The organism is Microbacterium galbinum (assembly GCF_023091225.1).
GTDB lineage: Bacteria > Actinomycetota > Actinomycetes > Actinomycetales > Microbacteriaceae > Microbacterium > Microbacterium galbinum.
In genome coordinates this window covers 2,254,027-2,269,837 of the sequence record NZ_JAHWXM010000001.1, presented here as the reverse complement: position 1 = coordinate 2,269,837, position 15,811 = coordinate 2,254,027, and the positions used below count along the sequence as shown (strand labels likewise).

At 67.9% G+C, this 15,811-nt stretch carries 14 protein-coding genes and 2 tRNA genes; 14 read left to right on the top strand and 2 right to left on the bottom strand.

The annotated features are described in order from the left end of the window. Positions 1–140 precede the first annotated feature (140 nt). The 13 genes from KZC52_RS10800 to KZC52_RS10740 all read left to right on the top strand — a co-directional run bounded on the left by KZC52_RS10800 (position 141) and on the right by KZC52_RS10740 (position 13,913). Positions 141–905, top strand: a complete 765-nt coding sequence (locus KZC52_RS10800) for a cohesin domain-containing protein (RefSeq protein ID WP_247624051.1) — start codon at positions 141–143, stop codon at positions 903–905. A gap of 50 nt (positions 906–955) precedes the next feature. After that, the gene (locus tag KZC52_RS10795; RefSeq protein ID WP_247624050.1) at positions 956–2,767 is read left to right on the top strand and encodes an amidase family protein; all 1,812 of its coding nucleotides are present in this window, start codon (positions 956–958) and stop codon (positions 2,765–2,767) included. Between the two features lie 90 nt (positions 2,768–2,857). Continuing rightward, complete coding sequence (gene recF, locus KZC52_RS10790) at positions 2,858–4,036, top strand: DNA replication/repair protein RecF (RefSeq protein WP_247624049.1); 1,179 nt, start codon at positions 2,858–2,860, stop codon at positions 4,034–4,036. Further along, on the top strand, positions 4,033–4,560 hold the full coding sequence (locus KZC52_RS10785) for a DciA family protein (protein WP_247624048.1): 528 nt from the start codon (positions 4,033–4,035) through the stop codon (positions 4,558–4,560). Before recF ends, KZC52_RS10785 begins: the two co-directional genes overlap by 4 nt. Before the next feature lie 118 nt (positions 4,561–4,678). Next, positions 4,679–6,763 (top strand): DNA topoisomerase (ATP-hydrolyzing) subunit B, encoded by a 2,085-nt coding sequence (gene gyrB, locus KZC52_RS10780; protein ID WP_247624047.1) that lies wholly within the window; start codon positions 4,679–4,681, stop codon positions 6,761–6,763. A 77-nt stretch (positions 6,764–6,840) separates the two neighbouring features. Continuing rightward, entirely contained in the window at positions 6,841–9,399 is a 2,559-nt protein-coding gene (gene gyrA, locus KZC52_RS10775) for a DNA gyrase subunit A (protein WP_247624046.1), read from the top strand. Beyond that, the gene (locus KZC52_RS10770) at positions 9,396–9,800 is read left to right on the top strand and encodes a DUF3566 domain-containing protein (RefSeq protein ID WP_247624045.1); all 405 of its coding nucleotides are present in this window, start codon (positions 9,396–9,398) and stop codon (positions 9,798–9,800) included. Before gyrA ends, KZC52_RS10770 begins: the two co-directional genes overlap by 4 nt. A gap of 187 nt (positions 9,801–9,987) precedes the next feature. Next, positions 9,988–11,256, top strand: a complete 1,269-nt coding sequence (locus KZC52_RS10765) for a sensor histidine kinase (RefSeq protein WP_247624044.1) — start codon at positions 9,988–9,990, stop codon at positions 11,254–11,256. Then, positions 11,244–11,933, top strand: a complete 690-nt coding sequence (locus KZC52_RS10760; RefSeq protein WP_247624043.1) for a LuxR C-terminal-related transcriptional regulator — start codon at positions 11,244–11,246, stop codon at positions 11,931–11,933. The genes KZC52_RS10765 and KZC52_RS10760 overlap by 13 nt, the downstream gene beginning before the upstream one ends. After that, positions 11,930–12,880: a hypothetical protein gene (locus KZC52_RS10755; RefSeq protein ID WP_247624042.1), complete on the top strand. Its 951-nt coding sequence runs from the start codon at positions 11,930–11,932 to the stop codon at positions 12,878–12,880. The genes KZC52_RS10760 and KZC52_RS10755 overlap by 4 nt, the downstream gene beginning before the upstream one ends. Positions 12,881–12,965: 85 nt before the next feature. Next, positions 12,966–13,039: transfer RNA gene (locus KZC52_RS10750), tRNA-Ile, on the top strand. 25 nt (positions 13,040–13,064) lie between these two features. Further along, positions 13,065–13,137 (top strand) — tRNA-Ala (locus KZC52_RS10745). 242 nt (positions 13,138–13,379) lie between these two features. Then, complete coding sequence (locus KZC52_RS10740) at positions 13,380–13,913, top strand: hypothetical protein (RefSeq protein WP_247624041.1); 534 nt, start codon at positions 13,380–13,382, stop codon at positions 13,911–13,913. Positions 13,914–13,929: 16 nt separating this feature from the next. Here KZC52_RS10740 and KZC52_RS10735 read toward each other — a convergent pair whose 3' ends face one another. Then, the gene (locus KZC52_RS10735; protein ID WP_247624040.1) at positions 13,930–14,427 is read right to left on the bottom strand and encodes a DUF3253 domain-containing protein; all 498 of its coding nucleotides are present in this window, start codon (positions 14,425–14,427) and stop codon (positions 13,930–13,932) included. A 170-nt stretch (positions 14,428–14,597) separates the two neighbouring features. Here KZC52_RS10735 and KZC52_RS10730 point away from each other — a divergent pair, with 170 nt between their 5' ends. Further along, positions 14,598–14,867: a hypothetical protein gene (locus KZC52_RS10730; protein WP_247624039.1), complete on the top strand. Its 270-nt coding sequence runs from the start codon at positions 14,598–14,600 to the stop codon at positions 14,865–14,867. 72 nt (positions 14,868–14,939) lie between these two features. On the opposite strand, the gene KZC52_RS10725 is transcribed toward KZC52_RS10730, so the two are convergent. After that, the gene (locus KZC52_RS10725; RefSeq protein WP_247624746.1) at positions 14,940–15,764 is read right to left on the bottom strand and encodes a helix-turn-helix transcriptional regulator; all 825 of its coding nucleotides are present in this window, start codon (positions 15,762–15,764) and stop codon (positions 14,940–14,942) included. Between the last annotated feature and the right edge of the window lie 47 nt (positions 15,765–15,811).

Genomic DNA, 15,811 nt, shown 5'->3' with positions numbered 1-15,811 from the left:
GTTCCGGCCGTTACGCGCCGGAAACCATAGCGCTCAGAATGCGAAACACCCGACTGCGAGAGTCAGCCGTACCCCCTGAGCACGGCTGCTCCGCGTAGCCGTGCAGCCGAGCTCGTCTCTCCAGACGAAAGACGCTCCGCATGCCCGAGATCCCCCCTGCCCGATTCCGCCGGTTGCGAGCGCTCGCATCCGGCGTCGCATTCACGGCCGCGACGCTCCTCGCGTTCGGTGCGGCATCACCCGCCTCGGCCGTGGTGGTGCCCGACTCCTACGAAACCGCCACCCTCACCGCCGCTCCGACGTCGGTGTCCGTCGGTGACACGATCACCGTCAGCGCGGTGTTCACCGGCCTGGTCGACGCCTACGCGTACGAGCTCGACATCGCCTACGACCCCGACCTCCTCGCGTTCGTCGCCGACAGCGAGATCCTCCCGACCGGCGGCTTCGGATCGGCGACCGACTCGGGCAGTGAGATCGCGGTCGCCGCGACCCGGCTCGGCACCTCACCCGGTCTGACCGGCACGCAGACCCTGGTCACACTCACCTTCACCGCACTCGAGGCGGGCGACGCCTCGCTCGACATCGCGAACGGACGCATCGTCGACTCGAGCACCGCATCGTCGACGGTCGATTCCGACGCGCCGGGCACGTCGACGACGGTGGAGATCACCGCCGATGAGGACACCGAGCCGGGGCCCGGTGACGGAGGCTCCGATGGTGGCTCCGATGGCGGCGATCCCGACACCGGATCGGGTTCGGGTTCCGGTTCCGGATCGGGCACGACGACGGACGGCTCGCTCGCCGTCACGGGCGCGGATGCCGCACCCTGGCTGATCCTCGGTGCGGGAGCCATCGCCGCCATCGCGTCGGGCACCGTCATCGCCGTTCGACGGAGGACCCGATGACCGCGCACGACACCCGAGCAGAGAAGCCGAGAACCAGGAGAGACACCACTGTGAAGAAGACCACCCTGCGGATCGTCGCCGCCGTCTCGGTCGTGGGTTCCACGATCGTCGCGGCCGGGATGGCGAGCGGAGCAGCGACGGCGGCGGCACCGGCGACCGTCAGCCTCCCGCCGTACTACAGCGAGCTCGACGTGACCGGTGACGAGATGGTGACGGCCGCGGATCTGTCCGTCGCCGCCGAATCCCTCGGCCTCACGGCGTCGTCGCCGGACTGGTCCCGAGTGGCCGTCCTCGATACCGATGCCGACGGCGAGCTCACGATCCTCGATCTCGCCGATCTCTCGCAGCGGATCATCTACGACGACGGTCCCTTCGAGCTCGTCGAAGCATCCGTGATCGACATGCAGGCGGCGATGAATGCGGGAGTCGCGACCTCCCAGAGCATCACGCAGGAATACCTCGACCGGATCGCCGCGTACGACCGCACGGTCGTGCCCGGCGGAAGCCGTCCGCTCAACTCGATCATCACGGTGAACCAGAAGGCCCTCGCCGATGCGGCTGCGGCCGACGAGATCCGAGCATCCGACGGCATGACGAGCATGCTGCTGGGCGTGCCGATCGCGCTGAAGGACAACTACGACACGGTCGACATGGTCACCACCGGTGGATGCGCCTGCTGGAACGAGAACCAGACCGCGACCGACGCGTCGATGGTGCGCGGACTCCGCAGCGACGGCGCCGTGATCCTCGCGAAGGCCAGCCTCGACGAGTTCGCCTACGGATTCGTCTCGGAGTTCTCCTCGTTCCAGGAGCCGGGAGCGACGTCACTCGTGGCGAGCCCGTACGACACGACCCGGACGGCCGGCGGATCCAGCGGTGGCACGGGAGCCGCGATCTCCGCGAACCTCGCGGGCATCGGCTTCGGCACCGACACGGGCGGGTCGATCCGTGTCCCGTCGTCGTACAACCAGCTCGTCGGTGTCCGCCCCACGGTGGGTCTGGCCAGCCGCGACGGCATCATCCCGCTGGCTCTCTCGCAGGACACCGGTGGGCCGATGGCTCGCTCCGTCATCGATGCCGCCGTCGCTCTGGATGCGGTGGTGGGAGTCGATGACGCCGATCCCGTCACCGCACGACAGGAGGGCCTCGTGCCCGAGTCGTACACCTCGTTCCTCGACACGGATGCGCTCCAGGGCGCGCGGATCGGCTACGTCTCGTCGATGGTGGGAACCAACGCCGGCACCGTGCGACTCTTCTCCGAGGCGACCGCAGCGCTGACCGCGCAGGGCGCGACCGTGGTGCCGATCACTCCTCCGTCCGGGTTCTCCGCCGTTCTGAACGAGGGCTCCGGGTCGACGAACGAGTTCCTCCACGATCTCGACGAGTACATCGCCACGCATCTCGGCCCCGATGTCGAGGCGCGCACTCTCACCGACATCCTCGCGACGAACAGCTTCGTCACCTCGCGGCGGTCGATCTACGTCGCGCGCAATGCGGTCACCGAAGCGACCTACCAGGGCTGGGCGGGCGAGACCGGTACGCACACCGTGCAGCTCGCGGCCGGCAAGACGCTCGTGACGCAGATGATGGAGGATCTCGACCTCGACGCGATCGTCTATCCGAGCACGAACGCCTACGGGACCCAGGGGACCAACATGCGGCTGAGCCCGAACACCGGGATGCCGTCGGTCACCGTGCCGATGGGGCAGACGATCGCGGGTGAGACGCTGCCCGGCAGCGGCGTGAACCTCGAGTTCCTCGGACGCGACTTCGACGAGGGAACCCTCCTCGGTCTGGCGTACGCGTTCGAGCAGGCGACGGATGCCCGCACGGCGCCGTCGCTCTACGGCCCGCTGCCGTGATCCACGACCGGCGACTGCTCGAACAGCTCGGGCAGTCGCCGGTCCGGCTCCGCCGGGGAAGATGTCCGACCCCGAAGGTAGGCTGACTCCGTGATCGTGGAGCATCTGAGTCTGGTGGATTTCCGCAATTACGCGACCGCCGAACTCGCTCTGCACCGCGGACCGAACGTCCTGGTCGGCCGGAACGGGCAGGGAAAGACGAATCTCGCCGAAGCCGTGGTCTTCCTCGCCACGCTGGGCTCGCACCGGGTCTCGTCCGACGCCCCCATGGTGCGCGACGGACAGGAGTTCGCGATCATCCGCGCGCGACTCTCGCACGGGGAGCGTAAGGTGCTCGCCGAGGTCCAGGTGAATCGGCAGGGCTCGAACAAGGCGCGCATCAACGGATCCCCGTCGAAGACCAACGAGCTGCCGCGTTACGCGCACGTCGTGCTCTTCGCCCCGGAGGATCTTCAGATCGTGCGTGGCGACCCGTCGTCGCGCCGCCGTTTCGTCGACCAGCTGCTCATCCAGCGCACGCCTCGCCTCGCCGCCGTGCTCGCGGACTACGACCGTGTGCTCAAGCAGCGCAACGCGCTGCTGAAGTCGGCCCGGGCCCGCGGCATCCGAGGTGAGGGCCTGAGCACTCTCGACGTCTGGGACGACAAGCTGGTCGCGCTCGGCTCCGAGATCATCGTCGCGCGCCAGCGCCTGGCCAACGACCTGCAGCAGCCGGTCGCCGATGCGTACGCCGCGATCGCGGGCGCCGATCATCGACCCCAGCTCGAGTGGGCGCTGTCGATCCGCGGCGGGGATCCCGAAGAAGACGAAGACGATGCCGCCACCGCGCCCGAGGATGCCGTGACGCCGGCGGCCGTCGCCGAGCAGTTCCGCGCGTCGCTCGCGTCGAAGCGCTCGAACGAGCTCGACCGGGGACTGACGCTGACGGGTCCGCATCGAGACGATCTGGTGCTGCGCGTCCGCTCGCTCCCGGTGAAGGGCTACGCCTCGCACGGCGAATCCTGGTCCGTCGCGCTCGCGCTGCGTCTCGCCTCGGCCGAGCTGCTGCGCAGCGAATCCCCGGCCGGCGACCCGGTGCTGATCCTCGACGACGTCTTCGCCGAGCTCGATGCCGACCGTCGTCAGCGGCTCGCTGCGCTCACCGCGGGCTACGAGCAGGTGGTGGTGACCGCGGCCGTGGAGGAGGATATCCCCGAGGTGCTGCATGCGCACGTCGTGCGGATCACCGCGGGAACCATCAGCGACGAGCGGTCGGGGGGCGACGAATGAACGACATCGTGAATCCGGCATCCCTTCCGGCATCCGAGGTACCGGCCCCCGAAGCGCCCGAGACGGTGGCGACCTACCTGCGTCTGCGAGGACTCAAGCCCAGCGCCAAGAACTGGCGCAAGAAGAAGCGCGTCTCGATCGACGACGAGAACGCCCCGTTCGCTCCCGGCCGCGACCCCGGTGCCCTCGGCGCCGTGCTCGACAAGCTCAGCCGCGACTCCGGTTGGCAGATCACCCTCGCCCGGGAGGACCTCGTGCGGCAATGGGCCGATCTCGCCGGTGCCGATACCGCGAAGCACTCGGAACCGGTCTCGCTGGAGCGCGGGCTGCTGACGGTGAAGTGCGATTCCACCGCGTGGGCGAAGAACCTGCAGTACATGCGGGCGACCATCCTCACCGAGATCGGACGACGGTATCCGGATGCCGGCGTCGAGAACCTCCGCTTCATCGGACCGGACGTCCCCTCCTGGAAATGGGGTCCCAGAGTCGTTCCAGGGCGGGGCCCGCGCGATACCTACGGGTAGGGCACCATGCAAGGGGGTAAAACCTCTCAGAGGCCCACACGCGGCCGTTGAGCGATATTTCGAGCGAAAACCCGGCTAGACTGGGAGTTCGCAATATCGATGTGGAGAATGTCTTCTGATGACGCCTGAATCCCCCGCCGACGAGTCCGAATCGACCACCGGGGGAACCCCCGACCCTTCGACGGGTGCGACCGGAGGAACATCGAACGCACCCGCGGGCGATCTCCCCGAATACGGGGCCGACTCGATCCAGATCCTCGAGGGTCTCGAGGCCGTGCGCAAGCGCCCCGGCATGTACATCGGGTCCACCGGTCCGCGCGGTCTGCACCACCTGGTCTACGAGATCGTCGACAACTCGGTCGATGAGGCGCTGGCCGGCTACGCCGACACGATCCTGGTGACCCTCCTCGCCGACGGCGGCGTGCGCGTGGTCGACAACGGCCGCGGCATCCCCGTCGATCCGCACTCCTCCGACCCGACCAAGTCGACCGTCGAGGTCGTGCTCACGATCCTGCACGCCGGTGGCAAGTTCGGCGGCGGCGCCTACGCCGTTTCGGGCGGTCTGCACGGCGTCGGCTCCTCGGTCGTGAACGCGCTGTCGACGCGCTTCGAGGTCGAGGTCAAGCAGAAGGGCTTCGTCTGGCGGCACAGCTTCGCCGACGGCGGCGCCCCGCAGCAGCAGCTCGAGAAGGGTGAGGCGACCGACGAGACCGGAACCGCGATCACCTTCTGGGCCGACGGATCGATCTTCACCGAGACGACCGAGTACGACTACGACACCCTGCGCACGCGCTTCCAGCAGATGGCGTTCCTCAACAAGGGACTCCGCATCGAGCTGAGCGACGAGCGTCCGTCCTCGACCTACGAGATCGAGGAGGCCGGGCAGACGATCGAGAAGCAGCCTGGCGACGTCTTCTTCTACGAGCGCGGACTCGTCGACTACGTCGAGTACCTCAACAAGGTGCGTCACGCCGAGGTCGTCACCGAGGAGATCATCGCGTTCGAGTCCGAGGACACCGAGCGCAAGATCTCGCTCGAGGTCGCGATGCAGTGGACCACCTCGTACACCGAGAACGTCTTCACCTACGCGAACACCATCAACACGCACGAGGGTGGAACGCACGAAGAGGGCTTCCGCGCCGCACTGACCACCCTGGTCAACAAGTACGCGCGTGCGAACAACCTGCTCAAGGAGAAGGACGACAACCTCTCGGGCGACGACGTGCGCGAGGGGCTCACCGCCGTCATCTCGATCAAGCTCGGCGAGCCGCAGTTCGAGGGACAGACCAAGACCAAGCTCGGCAACACCGAGGCGAAGGCGTTCGTGCAGAAGGTCGTCGGCGATCAGCTCGGCGACTGGTTCGAGCGCAACCCGAGCCAGGCGAAGAACGTCATCCGCAAGGCGATCGATGCGGCGACCGCGCGCCTGGCGGCTCGAAAGGCGCGTGAGACCGCGCGTCGCAAGAGCGTCTTCGAGTCGGCCGCGATGCCCGACAAGCTCAAGGACTGCACGAGCAAGGACCCGTCGATCAGCGAGATCTTCCTCGTCGAGGGTGACTCGGCCGGCGGTTCCGCGGTGCAGGGTCGCGACCCGCACACGCAGGCGATCCTGGCGCTCCGCGGCAAGATCCTGAACGTCGAGCGCGCGCGCCTCGACAAGGCCCTCGGCAACAAAGAGGTCCAGGCGATGATCCAGGCCTTCGGCACGGGCATCGGCGAGGACTTCGACATCGAGAAGGCCCGCTATCACAAGATCGTCCTGATGGCGGATGCCGACGTCGACGGCCAGCACATCACGACGCTGCTGCTCACCCTGCTGTTCCGCTACATGCGCGGACTCATCGAGGCCGGCTTCGTGTACCTCGCGATGCCGCCGCTGTACCGCCTGAAGTGGTCGAACTCGCCGCACGAGTACGTGTTCAGCGATGACGAGCGCGACGCGCTGCTCAAGTACGGCCTCGACAACGGCAAGCGCATCCCGAAGGATGCGGGCATCCAGCGCTACAAGGGTCTCGGCGAGATGAACGCCAAGGAGCTGTGGGAGACCACGATGGATCACTCCACCCGCACCCTCCGTCAGGTGACGATCGAGGATGCCGCGGCCGCCGATGAGATCTTCAGCGTGCTGATGGGTGAGGACGTCGAATCGCGCCGCACCTTCATCCAGCGCAACGCCAAGGACGTCCGCTTCCTCGACATCTGACGCCACCCTGGGTCCCCGAGCTTGTCGAAGGGTCCCGGATGCTTCGACAAGACTGAACGACCGGAATCGAAAACCACATGACTGACGAAGAACGCCCCGTCCCCGAGCACGACCACGGCCGGATCGACCAGGTCGACCTGCAGTCGGAGATGCAGCGCAGCTACCTCGACTACGCGATGGCCGTGATCGTCGGCCGCGCGCTGCCGGATGTGCGCGACGGCCTCAAGCCGGTGCACCGCCGCGTGATCTACGGCATGTACGACGGCGGGTTCCGCCCCGACAAGTCGTTCTCGAAGTGCGCCCGTGTCGTCGGCGAGGTCATGGGTCAGTACCACCCGCACGGCGACTCGGCGATCTACGACGCCCTCGTCCGTCTCGTGCAGCCGTGGTCGCTGCGGTACCCGCTGGCACTCGGCCAGGGCAACTTCGGGTCGCCCGGCAACATGGGAGCCGCCGCCCCGCGATACACCGAGACCAAGATGGCCCCGCTCGCGCTCGAGATGGTGCGCGACATCGAAGAGGACACGGTCGACTTCACCGACAACTACGACGGTCAGACCCAGGAGCCGACGGTCCTCCCGGCCCGGTTCCCGAACCTCCTCGTCAACGGCTCGGTCGGTATCGCGGTCGGTATGGCCACGAACATCCCGCCGCACAACCTGCGCGAGGTGTCGGAGGCCGCGCTCTGGGCCCTCGACAACCCCGGCATCACCCGCGAAGAACTGCTCGACGGCCTGATCCAGCGCGTTCCCGGCCCGGACTTCCCGACCGGCGCGCAGATCCTCGGCACCAAGGGCATCCACGAGGCGTACCGCACCGGCCGCGGATCGATCACGATGCGCGCCGTCGTCAACGTCGAGGAGATCCAGGGTCGTACCTGCCTGGTCATCACCGAGCTGCCGTATCAGGTGAACCCCGACAACGTCGCGGTCAAGATCGGCGATCTCGCCCGCGACGGCAAGATCACGGGCATCGCCGACATCCGCGACGAGTCCTCCGACCGCACGGGTCAGCGACTGGTCGTCGTGCTCAAGCGCGATGCCGTCGCCAAGGTCGTGCTCAACAACCTGTACAAGCACACGCAGCTGCAGGAGAACTTCGGCGCGAACATGCTCGCGATCGTCGACGGCGTGCCCCGCACCCTCGCGATCGACGGGTTCATCAGCCACTGGATCGCGCACCAGATCGAAGTGATCGTGCGTCGCACGCAGTTCCGCCTCAACGAGGCCGAGAAGCGGATGCACATCCTGCGCGGGTATCTGAAGGCGCTCGACGCTCTCGACGAGGTCATCGCGCTCATCCGCCGGTCGCAGACCACGCAGGAGGCGAACGAGGGACTCCAGAAGCTCCTCGACATCGACGAGATCCAGGCCGAGGCGATCCTGCAGATGCAGCTCCGTCGCCTCGCCGCGCTCGAGCGTCAGAAGATCATCGATCAGGCGAACGAGCTCGAAGCGCTCATCACCGACTACAAGGCGATCCTCGCCGACGAGGGCCGCCAGCGCACGATCATCCGCGAAGAGCTCACCGGCATCGTCGACAAGTTCGGCGACGAGCGCCGCACGCACATCCTGCACGGCTACGACGGCGACGTCTCGATGGAAGACCTCATCGCCGAGGAGGAGATGGTCGTCACCGTCACGCGCGACGGCTACATCAAGCGCACGCGCAGCGACAACTACCGCTCCCAGCACCGCGGCGGCAAGGGCATCAAGGGCGCCCAGTTGCGAGCGGATGACATCGTCGAGCACTTCTTCGTCACGACGACGCACCACTGGCTGCTGTTCTTCACCGACAAGGGTCGCGTGTACCGCGCCAAGACCTACGAGGTGCCCGAGGCCGGCCGCGACGCGAAGGGCACGCACGTCGCGAACCTGCTGGCGATGCAGCCCGACGAGAGCATCGCTCAGATCCTCGACATCCGCGACTACGCGGTCGCCGAGTACCTGGTGCTCGCCACGCACAACGGTCTCGTCAAGAAGACCCGCCTCGAGGCGTACGACACCAACCGTCAGGGCGGCGTCATCGCGATCCGCCTGAACGACGACGATGCACTGGTCGGCGCTCTGCTGGTCGATGCCGAGGACGACATCCTCCTCATCAGCCGCAAGGGAATGTCGGTGCGCTTCCAGGCCACCGATGAGGCACTGCGTCCGATGGGTCGAGCGACCGCGGGTGTGAAGGGCATGAAGTTCCGCGAGGGCGACAGTCTGCTCTCGGCATCCGTCGCCGCCCCCGGCCGATTCGTGTTCGTCGTCACCGACGGCGGGTACGCGAAGCGCACGGCCGTCGAGGAATACCGCGTCCAGGGACGCGGCGGATTCGGCATCAAGGTGGCCAAGCTGCACGACGATCGGGGCACTCTCGCGGGTGGTCTGATCGTCTCCGCAGACGACGAGGTCCTTGTGGTTCTGTCCAGCGGCAAGGTGGTACGCTCTGCCGTGGCCGAGGTGCCCGCCAAGGGCCGAGACACCATGGGAGTGGTGTTCGCCCGGACGACGGAAGCCGACCGGATCCTCGCGATCGCCCGCAACGGCGAACGTGGCCTCTCCGACGAAGACGACACGGATGAGGCGGATGCCGCAGCAGACGTCACCGAGACGACAGAGACCCCCGAGGAGAGCACGGACGCATGAGCACGGTAGCCGACAAGCTCGCGAAGAAATCCACCCGTAAGACCGGTGGCAAGCAGGTTCGCCTGCGCCTGGTCTACGTCGACTTCTGGTCGGCCGTGAAGCTCTCCTTCCTCGGAGCTGTGGCCCTCGCGGTCGTCACGATGGTGTCGTTCTTCCTGATCTACCTCGTGCTGCAGGCGACGAACGTGCTGACCACGGCCGATTCGTTCCTCGCGGGCATCACCGACAACGCGTTCAAGCTCACCGAGGTCGTCGGACTTCCGCAGGTGATGGCCTTCGCTGCCGTCGTCGCGATCCTCAACCTCATCGTCTTCACGGTGCTCGGCGCCGTGATCGCGGGTATCTACAACCTCGCGGTGAAGGTCACCGGCGGCCTGCTCGTCGGCTTCATGTCGAACTGACCGATTTTCATGAAGGGGCGGATGCTGCGGCATCCGCCCCTTCGTCGTTCTTCGCTCGCTCAGGGACCGGTTCCCGAGCGAGGAGCGTAGCGACGAGACGAAGGGCGCGCGGGGGTAGGGAAAACCCGAACCCAGGTGTCCGGGTTCCTCGGTGTCGGCGCGATCTGCGCGCCCGTACCTTGGAATCATGACGACACAGACTGCGACCCCGCCGCAGGCGACGGCCGTGAAGCCGCCGCTGAGGATCCCGCTCACCATCCTGCATCTCGCGGGAGTGGGCGTCATCGGCGGCATCATCTTCTCCGCTCTCGGCGGGATACTCGGAACCGGCCTCGGACTGCTCTTCGCCTTCGGCATCGGGGTGGTCTTCCTCGTCGGCCTGGTCTACGCGCTCTTCGGCGTCGGTTGGTTCGAGGTCGCCCGGGTGAGCGCGCTCTACCGCACGCCGATCGCGCCGCTGCGTCTGCGGCCGCGCGAACGGCCCGGCTTCGGCGGGTGGCTCCGTGCTCTCGGCCGCCAGACGATCGACGGACGCATGTGGCGGGCGCTCGCGAACTTCGCGATCGCCGTGGTGCTGGGCTTCATCGTGCTGCGTCTCGCCGCCGCGTTCGCGTGGTCGGTCGTGATCTCCTTCGCGCCCCTCACCTCCGCGGAATCGGTGGTCGGTCCGTTCGGCGGTGGCGCCCTGCTCGTCGCCTGGGCCCCGCTCGTCGGCATCCTCGGGATCGCCGCGTCGGTCGCCGGCATGATCGGTCTCGCCCTTCTCCACCGCACACTGTCGCTCGCGATCGTGGTGCGCAGCCGTGAGGCCGAACTCACCGAGCAGGTGCGCACGACCACCGCGCAGCGTGAGGGAGCCGTGCGCGCCGCCGACGTCGAACGCACCCGCATCGAGCGAGACCTGCACGACGGCGTCCAGCCGCGACTCGTCTCGGTCGGCATGACGCTCGGGCTCGCCCAGCAGAAGATCGAGACCGATCCCGATGCGGCGAAGGAACTGATCGCCGAGGCGCACACGTCCACGAAGGCCGCCATCACCGAACTCCGACAGCTCGCCCGCGGCATCCACGCCTCGGTGCTCGACGACCGGGGACTCGACGCGGCCCTGTCGGCACTCGCCGGTCGCTCGCACATCCCGGTCTCGCTCGACGTCCGCATGGACGGACGATGCAGTCGTGAGGCGGAGGCGGCCATGTACTTCTCGATCGCCGAGTCTCTGACCAACGCCGCGAAGCACTCGCGGGCCAGCGAAGCGCGAGTGACGGTGCGGATCCGCGAGGGCAACACGCTCTGGGCCCGCGTCGAGGACAACGGCATGGGCGGCGCGCAGGTGCAGCCCGGTGGCGGACTCGACGGGATCGCCAACCGCGTGCTCGCCGCGGGAGGCACCTTCCGCCTCGAGAGCCCGCAGGGCGGCCCGACCAGCCTGGAGGTGAACGTGCCATGCGCATCCTGATCTGCGAGGACTCGGTCCTGCTGCGCGAGGGTCTCGTGCGTCTGCTCGAGGACGCCGGCCACGAGGTCGTCGCGGCACTCCCCGACACCTCGGGACTCACCGAGGCGGTCGCCACGACGGATCCGGAACTCTGCATCCTCGATGTGCGGCTGCCCCCGACGTTCACCGACGAGGGCATCCGTGCGGCGCTCGGACTGCGGTCGACGCATCCGTCGCTCGCCCTCCTCGTGCTCTCGCAGTACGTCGAGGAGCGCTACGCCTCCGATCTGATCGCCGCACAGGGCGGCCCGCTGGGCTACCTGCTCAAGGACCGGGTCGCCGATGTCGCCGAGTTCCTGCAGTCGGTGCAGCGCATCGCGGAGGGCGCGACCGTGCTCGACCCCGAGGTGGTGGCGCAGCTGCTCACGCGGCGCAATCGCGACGATCGGATGCTGCGGCTCACCGAGCGCGAACGCACCGTGCTGGCGTTGATCGCGGAGGGCAAGTCGAACCAGGCGATCGCCGGACTCCTCTTCGTCTCGGAGGCGAGCGTCGAGAAGCACATCACCTCCATCTTCCAGAAGCTCGGGTTCGAGCAGGACGAGTCGGGAAACCGCCGCGTGCTCGCCGCCCTCGCCCACATCGAGAACACCGGCGGTCCCATCCCGCCGGCCACCCAGAACGGAGCGGCGCGATGAGCACCGACCAGAACGACCACCAGGGCGGACACATCCCGCTCACTCCCCCGCCGGCATCCGCGCCGCCCCAGCCGACGGCATCCGTTCCGCCCACACCCCCGCCGACCGCGCCCGGCGGGCCGGCCGGTACCGGTGCACGATCGGGCGGGGTGACCGCGATCGCGATCGTCACCGCGGTGGTCGGCGGAATCGCCCTCGTCGGTACGGCGGGAACGGCGGCGATCGGGGCGATGAGCAACGTCAGTGTCGCGAGCAACGCGGGTGGTGACACCGTGCAGGGCATCGACGTCGACGGCATCGACTCCCTCACCGTCGACGCCGATGCCAGCAGCATGCGTGTGGAGTTCGGCGACGTCGATCAGGCGGAACTCTCCATCTCGAACCGCCGTGGCCCGGACTGGACCATCGAGCGCGACGGTGACGAACTGGTGGTGCGCAGTCCCGACAATCGCTGGGACTGGTGGTTCGGCGACTGGGGCCGTGAGGGCGAGGTCGCCGTGCTGACCCTGCCGGAGGCTCTTCGCACCGACGCGATCGACGCCGACCTGACGCTCGACGCCGGAAGCCTCGACGTCGTCGGTGACTTCGGTGCTCTCGACATCGACGTGAGCGCGGGGGCGCTCGATGTCGAAGGGTCGGCGACCGCTCTGGCGGTGGACATGAGCGCGGGCCGTGCCGACATCGTCCTCGCCGACGTCGACGACGCATCGCTGAGCGTCTCGGCCGGAGAACTCAATGTCGAACTGACCGGAACCGCCCCGACGCGGACGACGGTCGAGGTGAGCGCGGGTTCGGTCGATCTCACGGTGCCGGATGTCGCGTACGACATCACCCAGAGCGTCGACGCCGGGTCCCTCGATGCTCGGGTCGAGCAGTCCGCGAGCGCCCGACGCAGCATCGAGGTCTCGCTCTCGGCCGGTGGCGTGACGATCCGTCCGGGCCGCTGACCGCCCACGAGCGCGGGGACTCGCCCGGGTCCCCGCGCTCGATTGGGAGTTTCGGCGAATCTCCGGTAAAGTTTCGGAGGTTGACGGGCCCATAGCTCAGGTGGTTAGAGCGCTTCACTGATAATGAAGAGGTCCCAGGTTCAAGTCCTGGTGGGCCCACACATCAACTCAAGAAATACCCCTCGGGGCCTTAGCTCAGTTGGTAGAGCGCCTGCTTTGCAAGCAGGATGTCAGGAGTTCGAATCTCCTAGGCTCCACACTGTGTTGAGACAGTTCGAGAAGGCCCCGCCGAGTGCGGGGCCTTCTCGTTTCCACAGGTGTTAACAACTCTGTTAAGAACTCTTCGGGCGTCTGCTGCCGGATTCTGAGAGCACCGATATTCCATCGCCGCTGTTCCCGCCTCCGCCCCCAACCTGAGCGTCGGAGCGAACCTCCGTACCTCCTCCGAGTGCGGGCGATCGACTCGATCCCGTGGGTCGATCTCCGTAGCGTGGGACGCATGGACATCAGACGAGGACTCACCATCGGTGCGTTGCTGACGGTCGGCATCGCCTTCACCGGGTGCACGGGTGCGCCGACGGATGCCGGGACGCCTGCGCCCTCGGCATCCGCTTCGGCCGCCCCGACCCCGACGCCCACTCCGACCGCGGATGCCGACACCGACGCGGCCCTGCTGCCGATTCCCGTCGACGACATCAAGGACTGGGCGAACACCGCCATCACCTGGGCCGACGACGCCCAGGGCACCGGTACGTTCTCGGGCTGGCTGAGTGAGCACACCTCCGCGCACCACCTGACGAGCTTCTCGTCGGTGCCCGCCGGCACGTACCAGGGGCAGATCGCCTGCCGCGGCGACGGCACCATCACCCTCCAGGCGGGCGAACTCGACAGCGACCCGAGCACCGAACCGATCGAGTGCACGAACGCCACCATCGCCTTCGACCTCACCACCACCGGCACCGGGATGAGCGTGATGCTCGATCTCGACGGAGCTCCCACCGTCTACGCCGTCGCCCTCCAGCGGGTCGAGTGACCGTCCCGCGCACTTCTCAGCGGATGGCGCTGATCCGCACCGGTCCGCGTACGTGATCGATGCGCACGGGCTCGCCCTTCTGCGTGACGACGACGTCGCCCTGCGCGGCGAGGGCTCCGGCGATCCGGCGCACGTCGTCCATCGAATCGCGCCACGTGTCGCCACCCACGGTGCGGGCGACGTCGCTCGGGCAGATCGACGAACCCTCCCGTCGGCGCGTGAGAGTGCGGATGGCGGCGGCGATCCTCTCGTCGAACCCGCTGCCGGTTCGCTGCTCCCACCACGGGTGTCCGCGCTCTCCGAGAGCGACCTTCGCGTCCTGGACGCGCCCCCGAGCATCCGTCTCCCCGTCCTTGACGGCGCGGCGTGCGGCCATCAGTTCGTCGACCAGCTCCTGCCGGAACGAGTCGGGGATCGACGGATCCGTCGCCCGCCAACGCCGTCCGTCGATCACGAAGTGGTGGCCGTCCGGCGTGCGCTCGGGCTCGGTGCGGTGGTCGGTGGAGGTGGACATGGAGTCACTCTGCGCGCGGTTCCCTCGGAGATGAAGGGACTTGACGCGCGGGTGCGAAGCCGTGCACAGCGCCTGAGGGGTCAAGACACGCCGTCATCGTCCGCTCGGGCACGGCGTGTTCTGACCTCTCGCGAGGACGACACGCAGGTACCGCGACTAGCCTGGCGCGCATGACCGAGAACAGCGACCTGACCGACGCGAGCACCTTCGACCTGGCCGAGCTCTCGATCGGATTCCTCGCCCCGCCCGAGGTCTTCGACGAACTGCACCGCCGCGTGCGGGAGATGCTCGAGACGGAGTTCGAGAACGTGGTGTGGGAGATGCACATCCGCGAGAACCTCACCGACGACCCCGACCACCGCGAGAACTATGCCGGCCTCTACGAGCAGGTCGAGATCGAGGAGAAGCACGGGTTGCTGGGCAAGCCCGTCGACTCCTGATCGTGAGGGGTCAAGACACGCCCCGAGCGTGCGGCTCGGCACGGCGTGTCTTGACTCCTCACCGATAGGAACTCAGTCCCTCCGGCGGAAGAACCTCGCGCGGGCGGCGGCATCCGCCGGGGTGTAGACGACCAGCTGGATGTCGGTCTGGTCGGACGGCCGCAGCTGGTGATGCTCGAACACGAGCCTGCCCAGTGACGGATGCCGGAACACGCGTTCGCGCGATTCGAACCCCCGCACGTCGTGGCTCTCCCAGCGTTCGCGGAACTCCGGGCTCGCCTCCATCAGCCGCCCGACGAGGTCGCGATAGCGCGGGTCACCGAGTCGCGGCCCCGCCTCGGCGCGGAACTCGGCGAGGAAGCGGCGGCTGGTGTCGTCCCAGTCGTCGAGCAGGTCGCGCACGGCGGGGTCGGTGAAGATCAGCCAGAGCAGGTTGCGCTTCTCGGGCGGTGTGGTGGCGACGTTCGGATAGAGCGCCTCGTAAGCGGCGTTCCACCCGGCGACGCCCCAGTCGGGCGCGAGTGCGTAGGCCGGGTGCTCCTCCAGCGCATCGAGGAAGCGCTGAACGTGGGCCGGTGCGGTCTCGACCGCCTCACCCGTGCCGGGCCGTGCGGGTGCGAACCCGGCCAGGCGCAGCGCGTAGTCGTGCTCGGCCACGGTCAGGTGCAGCGCCGTGGCGACGGCATCCAGCACCTGCCGCGAGGGATTGATGTCACGCCCCTGCTCGAGCCAGGTGTACCAGGTGACGCTGACGCCCGAGAGGTACGAGATCTCCTCACGGCGCAGACCGATCGTGCGGCCGCGCCCCGCGGGCGGCAGGCCGTAGGCGCCGCGGTCGAGCTGCTCGCGCCGGGCACGGAGGAACGCGCCCAGTTCTCTGCGCTGCTCCTCGTCCACGGCCACAGAACAAACCTAGTGCTCTCACTACTAGTGTCAGCGCCGTC

What these genes read in the sequence shown, in the direction of transcription:
- KZC52_RS10800 (WP_247624051.1), top strand. Translation starts at nt 141, where the DNA reads ATGCCCGAGATCCCCCCTGCCCGATTCCGCCGGTTGCGAGCGCTCGCA.
- KZC52_RS10785 (WP_247624048.1), top strand. Translation starts at nt 4,033, where the DNA reads ATGAACGACATCGTGAATCCGGCATCCCTTCCGGCATCCGAGGTACCG.
- gyrB (WP_247624047.1), top strand. Translation starts at nt 4,679, where the DNA reads ATGACGCCTGAATCCCCCGCCGACGAGTCCGAATCGACCACCGGGGGA.
- gyrA (WP_247624046.1), top strand. Translation starts at nt 6,841, where the DNA reads ATGACTGACGAAGAACGCCCCGTCCCCGAGCACGACCACGGCCGGATC.
- KZC52_RS10770 (WP_247624045.1), top strand. Translation starts at nt 9,396, where the DNA reads ATGAGCACGGTAGCCGACAAGCTCGCGAAGAAATCCACCCGTAAGACC.
- KZC52_RS10765 (WP_247624044.1), top strand. Translation starts at nt 9,988, where the DNA reads ATGACGACACAGACTGCGACCCCGCCGCAGGCGACGGCCGTGAAGCCG.
- KZC52_RS10760 (WP_247624043.1), top strand. Translation starts at nt 11,244, where the DNA reads ATGCGCATCCTGATCTGCGAGGACTCGGTCCTGCTGCGCGAGGGTCTC.
- KZC52_RS10755 (WP_247624042.1), top strand. Translation starts at nt 11,930, where the DNA reads ATGAGCACCGACCAGAACGACCACCAGGGCGGACACATCCCGCTCACT.
- KZC52_RS10740 (WP_247624041.1), top strand. Translation starts at nt 13,380, where the DNA reads ATGGACATCAGACGAGGACTCACCATCGGTGCGTTGCTGACGGTCGGC.
- KZC52_RS10735 (WP_247624040.1), bottom strand. Translation starts at nt 14,427, where the DNA reads ATGTCCACCTCCACCGACCACCGCACCGAGCCCGAGCGCACGCCGGAC.
- KZC52_RS10730 (WP_247624039.1), top strand. Translation starts at nt 14,598, where the DNA reads ATGACCGAGAACAGCGACCTGACCGACGCGAGCACCTTCGACCTGGCC.